Source organism: Variovorax sp. V118 (assembly GCF_041154445.1).
GTDB lineage: Bacteria > Pseudomonadota > Gammaproteobacteria > Burkholderiales > Burkholderiaceae_C > Variovorax > Variovorax boronicumulans.
The window spans coordinates 6,139,981-6,155,076 of sequence record NZ_AP028663.1 but is presented as its reverse complement, the minus strand read 5'-3'; the positions used below and the strand labels follow the sequence as shown (position 1 = coordinate 6,155,076).

Below are 15,096 nucleotides of genomic sequence, written 5' to 3'. Positions count from 1 at the left end.
CCTCAGGCCCGTGCTACCACGCCGGCGGTCACCAGCGCATCGACCGCCGCGCGTTCGAACCCGAACTCCCCCAGCACCTCGTCCGTGTGCTCTCCCAGCGACGGCGCGAGCCGCTGCACACCGCCCGGCGTGGCCGACAGCGTGAACGGCACGCCGGGAAAACGCAGCGTGCCTTCGGTCGGGTGCTCGGCGTCGTGCCACAGGCCGCTGGCTTTCAGCTGCGGATCGTCGGGCAACTGCTGCAGCGTCTGGATCGGCATCGCCGGAATGTCGGCCTGGCGGAACGCCGCGACCCATTCGGCCGTGGTGCGCGCGCCGGTGGCGCGTTCGAGTTCGCCGAACACCACGGTGTGGTTGCGCACGCGCGCGGCCAGTGTGGCAAAGCGTTCGTCCTCGCGCAGCTCGGGCCGGCCCACGACCTCGAAGAAGCGCAGCCACTGCGCGTCGGTGTAGGGCACCAGCGCGATGTAGCCGTCGGCCGTGCGAAAAGGCTTGCGCACGCCGGAGCGGATCGAGCCGTACACCATGTCGTCGATGGGCGGCTGGAAGGTGTGGCCCCACAGGTGCTCCACCATGTTGAAGGCGGTCATGGTCTCGAACATCGGCACGTCGACCGCCTGCCCCTGGCCGCTGCGCTCGCGGTGGAACAGCGCGGTGACGATGGCGTAGGCGGCGTACAGCGCGGTGGTCTTGTCGGCCACGAGCGCGGGCATGTAGCGCGGTTCGCCGGTGTAGATCGATTGCAGCTGCGCCAGGCCCGACGCAGCCTGGATGATGTCGTCGAAGGCCGGAAGGCCCGCGTACGGCCCCTCGTCCGAGAAGCCCTTGACGTGCGCGCTCACCAGCCGCGGGTTGAGTTCCAGCAGCCGCGCCGCGTCGATGCCGATGCGCGCCGCTGCATCGGTGCGCACGGAGTGCACGAGCACGTCGCTGCCGCGCACCAGCGTGTCGAGCACCTCGCGCGCGGCAGGTTGCTTCAGGTCGAGCACGAGGCTGCGCTTGTTCCGGTTGCACGACAGGTACAGCGACGACATGCCCTTGTGGCGCGCGGGCCCCACCGAGCGGGCCAGGTCGCCCTGCGGCGCCTCGACCTTGATGACGTCTGCGCCCATGTCGGCCAGCATCTGGCTGGCCAGCGGGCCGAGCACCACGGACGACAGGTCGAGCACCTTGACGCCTTCGAGGGCGCCGCGGAAAAGTGGAGGAGGCGTCATCGGTCAGTCCTCCAGGCGGATGCCGGTCTTGTCGATCACGCGCTTCCAGGTGTCGGCGTCCTGGCGCAGCACCACGGCGAACTCGGCGGCCGTGCTGCCCACGGGCTCGATGTTCATGTCGCGCATCTTCTTTTGCACCTCGGGCTTGGCGATGATGGCGGCGACGGCCTTCGACATCTTGTCCACGCGCGGCTGCGGCGTGCCGGCCGGCAGGAACAGCGCAATCCACGCATAGGGCTCGAAGCCCGCATAGCCCGCCTGCTGGAAGGTCGGCACCTGCGGCAGCGTGGCCGAGCGCTGCGTGCCCAGCGCCGCCAGCGCGCGCAGCTTGCCGCTTTGCAGGTAGGGCAGGGCGGTGCCGGTGTCGAGCACGGCCACGCGGATGTGGCCGCCGAGCAGGTCGGTCACCATGGGTGCTGCGCCCTTGTAGGGTACGTGCGGCATGTCGACGCCGGCCTCTTTCTTGAACAGCTCGCCGTAGATGTGCGAGGTGGTCGCCACGCCGGTAGAGCCATACGAGTACTTTCCGGGCTCGGCCTTGAGCAGCGCGACGAGTTCGGCCAGCGTCTTGGCGGGCACGTCGGGCGTCACGACCAGGGCCGAGGTCGAGATGCCGATCTGCGACACGGCCGCGAAGTCTTTCACCGCGTCGTACGAGAGCTTGCGCTGCAGCGCGGGCATCTGCACGTGCGTGGTGATGGTGAAGAGGGCTGTGTGGCCGTCTTTCGGGGCGCGCGCGACGGCGGCGGCGCCGATGGTGCCGCTGGCGCCCACGCGGTTGTCGACGACGACGGGCTTGCCCCAGGCGGTGCCGAGTTCCTGTGCGACCAGCCGCGCGATGTTGTCGGTGATGCCGCCGGCGGGGAAGGGCACGACGAGCGTGACGGGTTGCGAGGGGTAGTCGGCCGGTGACTGTTGCGCGGCGACGGGCAGGGCGAACAAGGCAGCGAGCGCAATGCCGAGCGTGGAGGAAAGACGTGTCATGGCGTGCGGTCTCAATCGAGCTTGATGTTCTTGGCCTGGATCACCTGCTTCCACCGCGCATGGTCCGCGCGCATGGTGGCGGTGAGCTGCGCGGGCGTGCTGCCGACCGGGATCACGCCCAGGCCTTCGATGCGTGCAGCCTGCTCCGGGCTTTGCACTACCTGCGCGACCTCGGTCGAGAGGCGCTGCGCGATGGGCTGCGGCGTGCCGGCGGGCAGGTAGATGCCGAACCAGCCGACCGACTCCATGCCGGCGAAGCCCTGTTCCTTGAAGGTGGGCACGCCGGCCGCGAGCGGGGCGCGTGCGGTGCCGACCACGGCGATCGACTTCGCCTTGCCGGCCGCGACGTGCGGGCCCACGCCCTTGGCCGAGACGAACACGGCATCGACGGTGCCGCCGAGCAGGTCGGTGATGGCCGGCGCCTCGCCCTTGTAGGGCACGTGCAGCAGCTGGATGCCCGCGGCGTCCTGCAGCACCTCGGCGTACAGGTGCGCGCTCGATCCGTTGCCGTAGGAGCCGTACGAGTATTTGCCGGGCGCGGCGCGCGCGAGCTTGACGAAGCCGTCGAGGGTGTCGACGCCGAGCTTGTTGCTCACGGTGAAGACGATGGGCAGGCGCCCCGCTTCCGACACGGGCACGAAGTCCTTGAACGGATCGAAGCCGGCGTTGGGGTACAGCAGCGGGTTCTGGATGATGGAGGTGAGCGAGAACAGCACGGTGTAGCCGTCGGCCGGTGCGCGCTGCACGGCGGTGATGCCGATCTGCCCGTTGCCGCCGGGGCGGTTGTCGACGATGACGCTCTGGCCGAGCCGCTTGCCCAGGCCCTCGGCGACGATGCGCGCGAACACGTCGGTGCCGCCGCCGGCGGCGTAAGGGACGATCAGGCGGATGGGTTTGTCGGGCCAGGTGGTCGTTGGCTGCTGCGCGAAGGCGCTGCTGCCGGTGGCCAGAGCGGCGGCCAGCGCGAGGGCTTGGCGGCGGGTGAATCTGCCGTTGTGCATGTCTGTCTTGTCTCCGATGGTTTTTCTGTCTGGGTGCGATGTCAGGGCGGCAGGCTCACGACGGCCAGGCCGGGGCCGACGGACACGCCGTGGCGGTTCTCGCTCCACAGGCGCAGGTCGAGGCGGTGGCGGTGCGCGGCGTCGGCGCTGTCGTCGATCCACTTGCGCTCGACCTGGCCGCGCACGGTGACGGTGTCGCCCGCGGTGTTGAACGACTTCATGCGAAAGCCGCGGATGGCATGCAGCACGCCGGCCGTGCCGATGTACTCGCGAATTGCGCGCTCCCACATGCCCTGCAGCAGCATCACGTTGGCGTACATCTCGGGGGCGCCGGTCGATTGGGCGTGCTCGGTGTTGTGGTGGATGGCGTTGAAGTCGCGGTTGGCGCCGGCGGCCATCACGAGGCGGTAGACGGTGAGGGGGAAGGGCACGGGGTTCAAGGTTTCGCCCTCGTTGACTTCTTCCCAGCGGCGTTGTGTTTGCCAGTTCATCTTGTTGCTTTGCTCATGAAGCGTTGTGGTTCAGGGCGCGTGCACAGGACATCGGGTACTCCCCTCCGCGAATGTCCCCCGGGGCTTCGCCCCTCCTCCTTGATTTCGCTGCGGGGAGCACCCAATGCCCTGCGCACGGGACGCAGCGCGCCGGTGCGAGAGGCCGCACTGATTCGGATGCTTGTTCGCTAGTGCGGCAGGTAGTGGTACATGCCGAAGCGGCAGCGGGCCACGACCTCTTCGCGCTGGTTCACGATGTCGTACTCCCACGTCGTGAACGCGCCGCGCCCGACCTTCGTGGCCTTGGGTTCGCAGCGCACGAGCCGGTTGCCGCGCCGGCCCAGGCGGTCGCCCAGGCGCGCGGGTTGCAGGTAGTCGACCTCGTAGTCGGTCGCCATGTAGGCGGTGGTGGGCGGCATGCCTTCGGGGCGGGTGCCCTTGAGCGGGCTGCGCTCGGGTTCGGCGTTGCGCGCGTCGCTGGTGAACACGGGCGGCTGGCCCGGGGCCCACATCGGCGGCAGCGTGAGGCTCGCGAGGCTGGTCGATGGCGCGACCGCGTCGGGCCCGTGGTGCAGCGGGCAGTCGAACTCCAGCACCTCGACATAGCGGCGCACGGCGCCGGCCTCGATCACGTCGGCGCCCCAGCGGATCACGCCGTTCGCAAAGTCTTCGCCCACGCGCGCCACCATCGGCGCCCAGGCGCTTTCCCAATCGTCCATGGGTGATTGCCTTCCTAGATGCCGATGAACTCGGCCACGTCGGCGAGCGGTGCGCGCTCGGTCTCCAGGGCGTCGAGGGGCTTGTCGCGGTCGGCATAACCGATGGCCATGCCGGTGAAGAGCATGCGTTCGGGCGGCAGGTCGATGAAGTGGCCGATGGTCTGGGGGTAGATGGCCCAGCATTCCTGCGGGCAGCTGTCCAGACCCTCGGCGCACAGCAGCAGCATCACGTTCTGCAACATCATTCCGAGGTCGGACCACTGCGGCGGGCCCATGCGGCGGTCGACGGTGCAAAAGAGCGCGAGCGGTGCGCCGAAGAACTGGAAGTTGCGCGCAAACCATTTCAGGCGCGCGGCCTTGTCCTCGCGCGGAATGCCCAGGCGTGCGTACATCGCCTCGCCCACGGCGAAGCGGCGATCGCGGTAGGGCGCCACCAGCTCGCGCGGGTAGATGTCGTACTCGCTGCCTTCGCCGCCGGGCGTTTCCTGCACGCGGGTGCGCATGAGGGCCTTGAGTTCGTCCAGGCGCTCGCCGCCCACCACATGCAGGTGCCACGGTTGCAGGTTGCCGCCCGAGGGCGCGCGCAGCGCGGCCTGCAGCACGCGGCGGAGGGTGTCGGCCGGCACGGGGCGGTCGAGAAATTCGCGCACCGAGCGGCGGCTTGCGACGGCGTCGTAGACAGTCATGGTCATGCGGCGTTCTTTCGTTCGTTCATGAGGGTCACGCCCAGCTCGCGCGCCACTTCGGCGCTGTGCTGGCCGGGCGTCGCGGCGTGCGACAGGTCGGCGTAGGCATAGCCCGAGAAGCGCACCGGTGGGCGCACTTCAAGATACGCGCCTTCGGTCGGGTGCGTGCGCTGTCGGAAAAGGCCGGCGGCCTGCAGCTGCGGGTCGTCGGGCAGGTCGGCGATGTCGTTCACGCGCATCGCGGGCACGTTGGCCTTCTTCAGGATGTCGAGCCATTCGGCCGTGGTGCGCTCGGGCAGGATGGCGGCGGCGGCCTCGTACATGCGGCTCATGTGCTTGCGGCGCATGGCCTTGTCGGCCAGTTCGGGCGCCTCGAGCACCTCGGGGTGGCCGGTGGCCTCGAAGAAGCGCAGCCAGCGGTCGTCCAGGTAGGGCGCAATGGCGATGTAGCCGTCGCGCGTGCGCATGGGCTGGCGCATGGGGTCGATCTGGCGCGGGTACAGCGCGGGGCCGGTGGGCGGCACGAAGGTCTTGTCGCACAGGTGCTCCACGAGGTTGAAGCTGGCGAGCGACTCGAACATCGGCACCTCCACCTGCTGGCCCTCGCCGGTGCGCAGCCGGTGCACCACGGCGGCGAGCACTGCGTAGGCCGCGTGCAGGCCCGAGACCTTGTCGGCCATGGTCATCGGCACGTAGCGCGGCTGCGGGTTGCCGTCGACCTTGGGCGGCAGCGAGGCGATGCCCGAGGCGGCCTGGATGATGTCGTCGTAGGCCTGCAGCGCGGCGTACGGCCCGCGCTGGTCGAAGCCGGTGCAGTGCACGTAGACGATGTCGGGACGGATGGCGCGCACGTCGTCGTACGAGAGGCCCGCGCGCGCGATGGCGTCGCTGCGCACGTTGTGGATGAAGATGTCGCTGGTCTCGATGAGGCGGCGCATCGCGGCGCGGCCGTCCTCGCTTTTCAGGTCCCAGTCGACCGAGCGCTTGCCGCGGTTCAGGCGCAGGTGCACGGGGCTCATCAGCGGCGTGACGGGCGGCGTGCCGATGATGCGGATGCTGTCGCCCTCAGGCGGCTCGACCTTGACCACCTCGGCGCCGAGGTCCGCAAGGATCTGCGTGCAGTAGGGGCCGAAGATCACCGTGGTGAGGTCGACGATGCGCAGGCCTTCGAGCATGCGGGGGGCGGGTGATGTGGTGGTCATGGGTTGGGAGGTCATGCGGCGACGAGGCCCTGCATTTCGGCGGCGAGGTGGCGCACGCGCTCGGGCCCGCCGAGCAGCTGGCGGTTGAAGCCGATGCGCTTGAACCAGTAGTGCAGGCCCAGCAGGTCGGTGATGCCCATGCCGCCGTGCACCTCGGTGGCGGTGCGGGCGACGAAGGTGCCGGTTTCGCTCAGGTGCGACTTGGCGTGCGCGGCGAGCAGCGCGGCTTCTTCGGGCAATGCATCGAAGGCGTGGGCCGCGTACCAGACGAGGGCGCGGCCGGGCTCCAGCGCGGCGGCCATCTCGGCGCACAGGTGCTTCACGGCCTGGAAGGAGCCGATCACGCGGCCGAACTGGCGGCGCTCCTTGGCGTAGGCCACGGCCTGGCCGATCATGGCTTCGCCCGCGCCGAGCGTGTCGGCGGCGAGCAGGGCCCAGCCCGCGCTGCGCAGGCGCGCGAGCGTGGCGGGGCTGGCGTTGGGAAGCCGTTCAGCCTTCACCTGCGCGAAGTGCAGCTCGCCGAGCGGGCGCGTGGCGTCGATGCTGCGCAGCGCGCCGCGCGTGAGGCCCTGTGCATCGGCGCGCACGAGGTGCAGGCCGCCCGCGCGGTCGGCCACGATGAACACATCGGCCGCGCCCGCATCGAGCACGAAGAGCGCGCTGCCGTCGAGCGTGCCATTGGTGTTGGCCGTCACGCCCGCGCCATCGCGTGCACCGGCCACGGCTTCGGCGATGGCCACGCCGGCGATGCATTCGCCTGCCGCCAGGCGCGGCAGCCATTCATCCTGCTGCGCCGCGCCGCCGGCCTCGCGCAGCGCGAGCGGTGCGAGCACGGCAGTGCCGAGAAACGGCGTGGGCGCGACATGGCGACCCAGCTCTTCGGCGGCCAGCGCGGCGTCGAGCAGCGACAGGCCGAGCCCGCCGAAGGCCTCGGGCACGAGCAGGGCCGGCACGCCGACCTCGCACAGCGTGCGCCAGACCTCGCGGTCCAGCGGCAGGTCGTCGGCCGCGACGCGGCGCACACGGTCGAGCGGGCAGGCGCGTTCGAGCGCGCGGCGCAGGCTGTCCTGCAGCAGCTTCTGGTCGGCGGAGAGGGCGAATTCCATGGAGCAGTTCCTTCCAGTCGATCAGGCAAGACGCGGTTCGCGCGGCATGTCGAGCCCGCGCTCCGCGATGATGTTTTTCTGGATCTGCGCGGTGCCGCCGCCGATGATCAGACCCAGGTCGAACATGTAGCGCTCCTGCCAGAGCGCCTGGGCGCGCAGGTGCGCGCTGCCGGGCATCAGGAGGCCCAGTTCGCCCAGCGCGTCGATGGCGAGCGCGGCCAGCTGGTGGCGCAGCTCGCAGCCCTGCAGCTTCACGACCAGCGCGGCCAGGCCCGGGTCTTCGCCCTTGGCCGCGGCCGTGAGCAGCCGCAGGCCGTGGCACTTCTGCGCGAGCACCTGGCCCTGCAGCCGCATCAGGCGGTCGCGCAGCACGGGCTGGTCGATGAGGCGCGTGCCGTCGACGGTCTCGGCCTGCATCAGCGTGGCGAGCTCCTGGTAGCGCTGGGTCGTGAGGTTGGGGTTGCCGAGCGAGCCGCGCTCGTGCTTGAGCGTGGCGTTGGCCACCTTCCAGCCGTCGCCGCGCTGGCCCACGATCTGGTGCTGCGGCACGCGCACGTCGGTGAAGAAGACCTCGTTGAACTCGGCGTGGCCCGTCATGGTCTTCAGCGGGCGCACCTCGATGCCGGGCGTCTTCATCGAGAACAGCAGGTAGCTGATGCCCGCATGCTTCGCGGCGCCGGGTTCGGTGCGCACGAGGCAGAAGATCATGTCGGCCACGTGCGCGGTCGAGGTCCAGATCTTCTGGCCGTTGATGACGAAGTCGCCGCCGTCTTCGGTGGCGCGCGTCTGCAGCGAGGCCAGGTCGGAGCCCGCGCCGGGCTCGGAGTAGCCCTGGCACCAGACCACCTCGCCGCGCAGCGTGGGGCCGATCCATTCGCGCCGCTGCGCCTCGGTGCCCAGCTCGAGCAAGGTGGGCACCAGCATCGAGATGCCCTGGTTGCCCAGCGGCGGTGCCACGCCGGCGCGCGCGAACTCCTCGGTGATGAGGTGCGACTCCATGACGTCGGGCGCCGCGCCGTGGCCCCCGTACTCACGCGGCACCGTGCGGCCGGCGTAGCCGTGGTCCAGCAGCAGGCGCTGCCAGGCGAGGGCGTCGGCGTCGGGGCGTTCGGCGGTGCGCGCGAAGGCCGAGCGGTGGCCGTGCGTGGCGAGGAACGCGCGCAGCTCGTCGCGAAAGGCTTCGTAGCGGGGATTGAGCGTGAGGTCCATGCGGTGCTTGCCTTCGGTGCCCGCCGCGTTGCGCGGCGGTGGGTGTGTCTCCGTGTCGAGGCCCATGCTAGGGGCAACCCTCAGCCGCTCTCAATCGTCCGTTCCGACGATGTGACGCGCAGGGGGCGCTGCCTACCATCCAGCCCGAACGCCGCACGAGGTCCGCAAGAGACCGACACGAGGCCGGTGAGAGGCCCGCGGCCGCAGCTTCTTTTTCACGAGAACGACGGAGACAACACCATGACACGTTCCCTCATTTCCGCCCGCCCCGGCACGCGCCGCCGCCTGCTGGGCGCCGGCCTGGCCGCCACGCTCGGCCTCGCCACGGCCTTCACGGCGCAGGCCCAGAAGCGCTACGACGCGGGCGCGAGCGACACCGAGATCAAGATCGGCCACATCGTCCCGTACTCGGGCCCGGTGTCGGCCTACGGCACCATCGGCAAGGCGGCGGCGGGCTACTTCGCCAAGCTCAATGCCGAGGGCGGCATCAACGGCCGCAAGGTCACGTTCATCTCGCTGGACGACGCCTACAACCCCTCGAAGACTGTGGAGCAGGCGCGCAAGCTGGTGGAACAAGATGAAGTGCTGGTGCTCTTCGGCCCGCTGGGCACGGCGCACAACCTGGCGATCCAGCGCTACATGAACGCCAAGAAGGTGCCGCAGCTGTTCGTGGCCACGGGCGCCACGCGCTTCGGCGACCCGAAGGCCTTCCCCTGGACCATGGGCTGGCAGCCCACGTACCAGACCGAAGGCAAGATCTACGCGCAGCACATCCTCTCGACCAAGCCCAACGCGAAGATCGCCGTGCTCATGCAGAACGACGACTTCGGCAAGGACTTTCTGAAGGGCTTTCTCGAGGCACTGGGCGACAAGGCCAAGACGATGATCGTGGCGCAGTCGACCTACGAGGTGACCGACCCGACCATCGACAGCCAGATGGTCAACCTGAAGGCCTCGGGCGCCGACACCTTCTTCAGCATCACCACGCCCAAGTTCGCGGCGCAGGCGATCCGCAAGGCGGCCGACATCGGCTGGAAGCCCACGCAGTACCTGTCGAGCGTGTCGGTCTCGGTGTCTGCGGTGATCAAGCCGGCGGGCCCCGAGAACGCGGTGGGCGTGATCTCGGCCACCTACCTGCGCGACCCGGCCGACGACATGTGGAAGGGTTCCAAGGAGTACGAGGACTACAAGACCTGGTTCAGCAAGTACTACCCCTCGGGCGACCTGAGCGATTCGCTCAACGTGCTGGGCTACTCGTCGGCGCAGACGCTGGAGCAGGTGCTGCGCAAGGCGGGCGACGACCTCACGCGCGCCAACATCATGAAGGTGGCGGCCAACCTGCAGTACAGCCCGCCGATGCTCTACCCGGGCATCGAGGTGAAGACCTCGCCGACCGATTTCTATCCGATCGAGCGCATGCAGCTGGTGCGTTTCAACGGCACACGCTACGAGCCGTTCGGCAAGGTGCTGGGCGATTGATCGACGTCACGCGGGCCGCGCTGTCGGCCCGCCATTCATTTCCCCTTTTTGTTTTCCACTGAAGCTTCCATGACCTCCATCGTTCGACTGGCCGCCGCCCTGGGCGGCGCGGCCCTCCTGTTCACCGCCGGCGCGGCCCTTGCGCAGAAGAAGTACGACACCGGCGCCTCCGACACCGAGATCAAGCTCGGCATGGCCATGCCCTACAGCGGCCCCGTGTCGTCGTACGGCATCGTCGGCAAGGTCAACGAGGCGTACTTCAAGATGGTGAACGACAAGGGCGGCATCAACGGCCGCAAGGTCACGCTCATCAGCTACGACGACCAGTACACGCCGCCGCGCACCACCGAGGTGGTGCGCAAGCTGGTCGAGCAGGACGAGGTGCTCGCGGTGTACGGCAACCTGGGCTCGGCCTCCAATGCCGCGATCCAGCGCTACATGAACGCCAAGAAGGTGCCGCACCTGTTCCTGGGCGTGGGCGCCGACCGCTTCAACGACCCCAAGGCCTACCCCTGGACCACGCCCTACATGCCCAGCTACGAGGGCGAGGGCAGCCTCTACGCGAAGAACATCCTGAAGACGATGCCGAACGCGAAGATCGCCGTGCTCTACCAGAACGACGACTTCGGCAAGGACCTGCTCAAGGGCCTGAAGAAGGGCCTGGGCGACAAGGCCTCGATGGTGGTGGCCGAGGCCTCGTTCGAGGTGGCCGACCCCACGGTCGATTCGCAGATCATCAAGCTGCAGTCGTCGGGTGCCGACGTGTTCGTCAACTTCGCCACCGCGCGCTTTGCCGCGCAGGCCATCCGCAAGGCCTGGGACATCGGCTGGAAGCCCAAGCAGCAGTACCTCACCTACGTGTCGGCCTACGTGAAGATGACGCTGGAGCCCGCGGGCCTGGAGAAGTCGAAGGGCATCATGGCCATGGCCTTCTTCAAGGACGCCGCGCAGCCGCGCTGGGCCAACGACCCGGCCACGCAGGAGTTCCTGGCCTTCATGAAGAAGTACGCCCCCAACGAAGACGTGAACAACGCCGCCGGCGTGTACGGCTACGGCGTGGCGCAGGCCATGGAGACCGTGCTCAAGGCCTCGGGCGACAACCTCACGCGCGAGAACGTGCTCAGGCAGGCCACCACGCTCAAGAACATGCGCACCGGCATGCTGCTGCCGGGCATTGCGCTGAACACCTCGGCCACCGACTACTTTCCGTTCAACACGCTGCAGCTGGTGCAGTTCAACGGCAAGGAGTTCGAGCCCATGGGCGATTCGATCGCCGTGAAGTAGCCTTCGCAGACGCACGCTCAAAAGAACCACAGGAGACACACACCATGTTCGGACTGATGCAGGACCGCCCGCTGCTGATCTCGTCGCTCATCGACCACGCGGCCACCTTCCACCCCCACGTCGAGATCGTCGGGCGCACCGTCGAAGGCCCGGTGCACCGCACCAACTACCGCGAGGTGCAGCGGCGTTCCAAGCAGGTGGCCAATGCGATGAAGGCGCTGGGCGTGGCGCCCGGCGACCGCGTGGGCACGCTGGCGTGGAACACCTACCGGCACCTGGCGCTGTACTACGGCGTGTCGGGTTCGGGCGCGGTGCTGCACACGGTGAACCCGCGGCTCTTTCCGGAGCAGATCGACTACATCGTCAACCACGCCGAAGACAAGGTGCTGTTCTTCGACACCAGCTTCGCGCCGCTGGTCGAGAAGCTCGCGCCCAAACTGAAGAGCGTGCGCGCCTTCGTCGCCATGACCGACCGCGCCCACATGCCGGCCATCGACGTGCCCAACCTGCTGTGCTACGACGAGCTCATCGGCGCGCAGAGCGAGGACTACACCTGGCCCGAGTTCGACGAGCGCACCGCCTCGTCGCTTTGCTACACCTCGGGCACCACGGGCAACCCCAAGGGCGTGCTGTATTCGCACCGTTCCACCGTGCTGCATTCGCTGATGGAATGCGCGCCCGACACCTTCGGCGTGTGCTCGCAGATGACGCTGCTGCTGGCCGTTCCCATGTTCCACGCCAACGCCTGGGGCATGCCGTATTCGGCGCCGATGGTGGGCGCCAAACTCGTCATGCCCGGCCCGCACCTCGATGGCCAGAGCCTGTACGAACTCATGCGCGACGAGAAGGTGAGCTTCTCGCAGGCGGTGCCCACCGTGTGGCTCATGCTGTTCCAGTACTTCGACGCCCACCCCGAGATCGACACCCGCGCCATCGGCCTCAAGCGCATCGGCGTGGGCGGCGCCGCCACGCCGCGCGCCATGATCGAGCGCTTCGAGCGCGACTTCGGCGCCGACTTCGTGCAAGGCTGGGGCATGACCGAGACCAGTCCCATCGGCGTGATCGGCAACCTGCTGCCCAAGCACCTCGCGCTCCCGAAAGATGAGCAGACCACGGTCAAGATGCGCCAGGGCCGCGGCGTGTGGGGCGTGGAGCTCAAGATCGTCGACGAGAACGGCCAGCGCCTGCCGCACGACGGCGTGGCCTTCGGCCACCTGCATGTGCGCGGTCCGTGGATTGCGAGCGGTTACTTCCGCAGCGAAGGCGGCGACGTGCTCGATGCCGAGGGCTTCTTTCCGACCGGCGACGTGGCCAACATCGACGCCGACGGTTATGTGCAGCTGGTCGACCGCGCGAAGGACGTCATCAAGTCGGGCGGCGAGTGGATCTCGTCGATCGACCTGGAGAACGCGGCCAGCGCGCACCCGGCCGTGGCCGAGGCCGCGGTGATCGGCATCGCGCATCCGAAGTGGCAGGAGCGGCCCCTGCTGATCGTCGTGAAGCGTGCAGGCGCAGAGGTCACGGGCGAGGAACTGCTCACTTTTCTTTCGCAGCGCGTGGCCAAGTGGTGGCTGCCCGACGACGTGGCTTTCGTCGACAGCCTGCCGCATACAGCCACCGGCAAGTTGCTGAAGACCAAATTGCGCGAGCAGTTCAAGGGCTACGTCGCAGCCAAGTCAACTTGATGACAGTTGTTCGTTCTTTCTGTGCATAACTCTGTGGGTTGCCTGAGGAGGCAAGCCAGCAGAGCGAGCATTGGCGCGGCTTCGCACCACGTTGCCTGTTGATTGAGCAGCCTTGTCGTCCGTCCTTGCAGGAGAATGTAGGAGGAACGGATTCCAGACAAGTAAAGGGGACATGGTGGGAGAACTTCTTTCTCTCCTGCGCTTCAGCGCCGGCTCGGGCCACATCTGGCTGGACGAGCAGCGCATGCTGCTCATGCATGCCCGGGCCTTCGCCGAACTGCGCCGCGAACTGCTCGACTCGCTGGGCATCGAGCGCGCGCGCGGCCTGCTGGTGCGCATGGGTTTTGCTTCCGGCCTGCGCGACGGCGAGGTGGCCGTGCGCGAGCGCCTTGCCGGCATGCGCGCCGAAGACGCCTTCATGCTCGGGCCGCGCCTGCATTCCATCGAGGGCATCGTCTCGGTGCAGAAGGTGCAGGTCGACCTCGATGTGGCCACCAAGCATTTCTACGGCGAGTTCCTCTGGGAGAACTCCTGGGAATGCGAAGCCCACGTGGCCGACTTCGGCTACGGGGAAGACCCGCAGTGCTGGTCGCAGATCGGCTATGCCTCGGGCTACACCACCGCCTTCATGGGGCGGCTCGTGGTGTTCAAGGAAGTCGAATGCACCAGCATGGGCGACAGCCGCTGCCGCATCGTCGGCCAACCGGCCGAGGCGTGGAACGACGAGCACTACCTCGAGTACTTCCGCCAGCACCACGTGGCCGAGAAGCTCATCGACTTCAACCTCGGCCTGCAGCACCTGCGCCGCCTGCAGCCGCGCCGCGAGTACGACCAGAAGCTGGTCGGCGTGTCGCCGGGTTTCCGTGCCGCCTTCGAGCTCATGCGCAGCGCGGTCGACAGTGCCATCACCGTGCTGCTGCTCGGCGAGACCGGCGTCGGCAAGGAAGTGTTCGCTCGCTGGCTGCACGACAACGGGCCGCGCGGCAAGCAGCCCTTCATTGCCGTCAACTGCGCGGCGATCCCGGCCGACCTGATCGAGGCCGAGCTGTTCGGCGTGGAGAAGGGCGCCTACACCGGCGCCCACCATGCGCGCGCCGGGCGCTTCGAGCGTGCCCACGGCGGCACCCTGTTCCTGGACGAGGTGGGCGACCTGCCGCTGGCCGCGCAGGTCAAGCTGCTGCGCGTGCTGCAGACCGGCGAGGTCGAGCGCCTGGGCGCCGAGCAGCCGACCCAGGTCGACGTGCGCATCGTGGCCGCCACCAACGTCAACCTGCAGCAGGCCATGCAGGCGGGAAAGTTCCGCACCGACCTGTTCTACCGGCTCAACACCTTCCCGATCCAGATTCCGCCGCTGCGCGAGCGCACCGCCGACATCCCGGCGCTGGTGGCGCGCTTCGTCGAGAAGTACAGCGCGCTGTACGGCAAGAAGCTGCGCGGCCTGACCGACAAGGCCGCGCTCGACGTGCACAAGCACGCCTGGCCCGGCAACATCCGCGAGCTCGAGAACGTGATCGAGCGCGCCGTGCTGCTGGCGCCCGACCACGGCGACATCGAGGCCTGCCACCTGTGGATGCAGCCGCCGGGCGCGCCGCCCGACAACCAGCTCGACGCCAGCGGCAAGGTCGCCACGGGCGCGTCGGCTTCGGGTGCCGACGCGAGCGAGCTCGATGCGCTGTGCCAGCGCGTGCTGGAGCAGAACATCGACATCGCCTCGCTCGAGCAGCGCCTCATGCAGACCGCGATGCAGCGCGCCAAGGGCAACCTGTCGCAGGCCGCGCGCATCCTGGGCATCACGCGCCCGCAGCTGGCCTACCGTCTGAAAAAGGAAGGCCTGCCGACGTCCTGAGCGGACGCCGGCCGGCGTTTTCCGGTTTTCACCATTTGATCAAGCTGCACCGCAGCAAATGATCAAACCAGCATCCGGGACTTCCCGGTGCTTCGGGCCCGCAGGCGCAGCGGGCCCATGCAAATCAATCACTTAGCCACGCTGGCACGCCCGTTGCCCTTATCAGGCCGGGCGGCGCTGGTGCCGTCCA

At 68.6% G+C, this 15,096-nt stretch carries 13 protein-coding genes; 4 read left to right on the top strand and 9 right to left on the bottom strand.

Going from position 1 to position 15,096, the window contains the following annotated elements; all coding sequences use genetic code 11:
- Positions 1-2 precede the first annotated feature (2 nt).
- From ACAM52_RS28645 to ACAM52_RS28605, 9 genes are all read right to left on the bottom strand, one after another.
- On the bottom strand, positions 3-1,214 hold the full coding sequence (locus tag ACAM52_RS28645; protein ID WP_070062798.1) for a CaiB/BaiF CoA-transferase family protein: 1,212 nt from the start codon (positions 1,212-1,214) through the stop codon (positions 3-5).
- A 3-nt stretch (positions 1,215-1,217) separates the two neighbouring features.
- Positions 1,218-2,198 (bottom strand): Bug family tripartite tricarboxylate transporter substrate binding protein, encoded by a 981-nt coding sequence (locus ACAM52_RS28640; protein WP_369645223.1) that lies wholly within the window; start codon positions 2,196-2,198, stop codon positions 1,218-1,220.
- 11 nt (positions 2,199-2,209) lie between these two features.
- On the bottom strand, positions 2,210-3,199 hold the full coding sequence (locus tag ACAM52_RS28635) for a Bug family tripartite tricarboxylate transporter substrate binding protein (RefSeq protein ID WP_369645222.1): 990 nt from the start codon (positions 3,197-3,199) through the stop codon (positions 2,210-2,212).
- Between the two features lie 41 nt (positions 3,200-3,240).
- A complete protein-coding gene (locus ACAM52_RS28630) occupies positions 3,241-3,690 on the bottom strand; it encodes an acyl dehydratase (RefSeq protein WP_070062795.1) in 450 nt (149 codons plus the stop codon).
- Positions 3,691-3,878: 188 nt separating this feature from the next.
- Entirely contained in the window at positions 3,879-4,409 is a 531-nt protein-coding gene (locus ACAM52_RS28625) for a MaoC family dehydratase N-terminal domain-containing protein (protein WP_099792985.1), read from the bottom strand.
- Positions 4,410-4,423: 14 nt separating this feature from the next.
- A complete protein-coding gene (locus ACAM52_RS28620) occupies positions 4,424-5,095 on the bottom strand; it encodes a nitroreductase (RefSeq protein WP_369647796.1) in 672 nt (223 codons plus the stop codon).
- Positions 5,096-5,097: 2 nt separating this feature from the next.
- The gene (locus ACAM52_RS28615) at positions 5,098-6,312 is read right to left on the bottom strand and encodes a CaiB/BaiF CoA transferase family protein (RefSeq protein ID WP_369645221.1); all 1,215 of its coding nucleotides are present in this window, start codon (positions 6,310-6,312) and stop codon (positions 5,098-5,100) included.
- The gene (locus ACAM52_RS28610) at positions 6,309-7,403 is read right to left on the bottom strand and encodes an acyl-CoA dehydrogenase family protein (RefSeq protein ID WP_369645220.1); all 1,095 of its coding nucleotides are present in this window, start codon (positions 7,401-7,403) and stop codon (positions 6,309-6,311) included. Before ACAM52_RS28610 ends, ACAM52_RS28615 begins: the two co-directional genes overlap by 4 nt.
- Positions 7,404-7,424: 21 nt before the next feature.
- A complete protein-coding gene (locus ACAM52_RS28605; protein WP_369645219.1) occupies positions 7,425-8,678 on the bottom strand; it encodes an acyl-CoA dehydrogenase family protein in 1,254 nt (417 codons plus the stop codon).
- Positions 8,679-8,852: 174 nt separating this feature from the next.
- Here ACAM52_RS28605 and ACAM52_RS28600 point away from each other — a divergent pair, with 174 nt between their 5' ends.
- From ACAM52_RS28600 to ACAM52_RS28585, 4 genes are all read left to right on the top strand, one after another.
- Positions 8,853-10,091, top strand: coding sequence for an ABC transporter substrate-binding protein (locus ACAM52_RS28600; RefSeq protein WP_369645218.1), 1,239 nt, complete (start codon positions 8,853-8,855; stop codon positions 10,089-10,091).
- Between the two features lie 69 nt (positions 10,092-10,160).
- Entirely contained in the window at positions 10,161-11,375 is a 1,215-nt protein-coding gene (locus ACAM52_RS28595; RefSeq protein WP_159272867.1) for an ABC transporter substrate-binding protein, read from the top strand.
- Between the two features lie 44 nt (positions 11,376-11,419).
- Entirely contained in the window at positions 11,420-13,060 is a 1,641-nt protein-coding gene (locus ACAM52_RS28590) for a 3-(methylthio)propionyl-CoA ligase (RefSeq protein WP_095746812.1), read from the top strand.
- Between the two features lie 172 nt (positions 13,061-13,232).
- The gene (locus tag ACAM52_RS28585; RefSeq protein ID WP_369645217.1) at positions 13,233-14,906 is read left to right on the top strand and encodes a sigma 54-interacting transcriptional regulator; all 1,674 of its coding nucleotides are present in this window, start codon (positions 13,233-13,235) and stop codon (positions 14,904-14,906) included.
- The last annotated feature ends 190 nt before the right edge of the window (positions 14,907-15,096 follow it).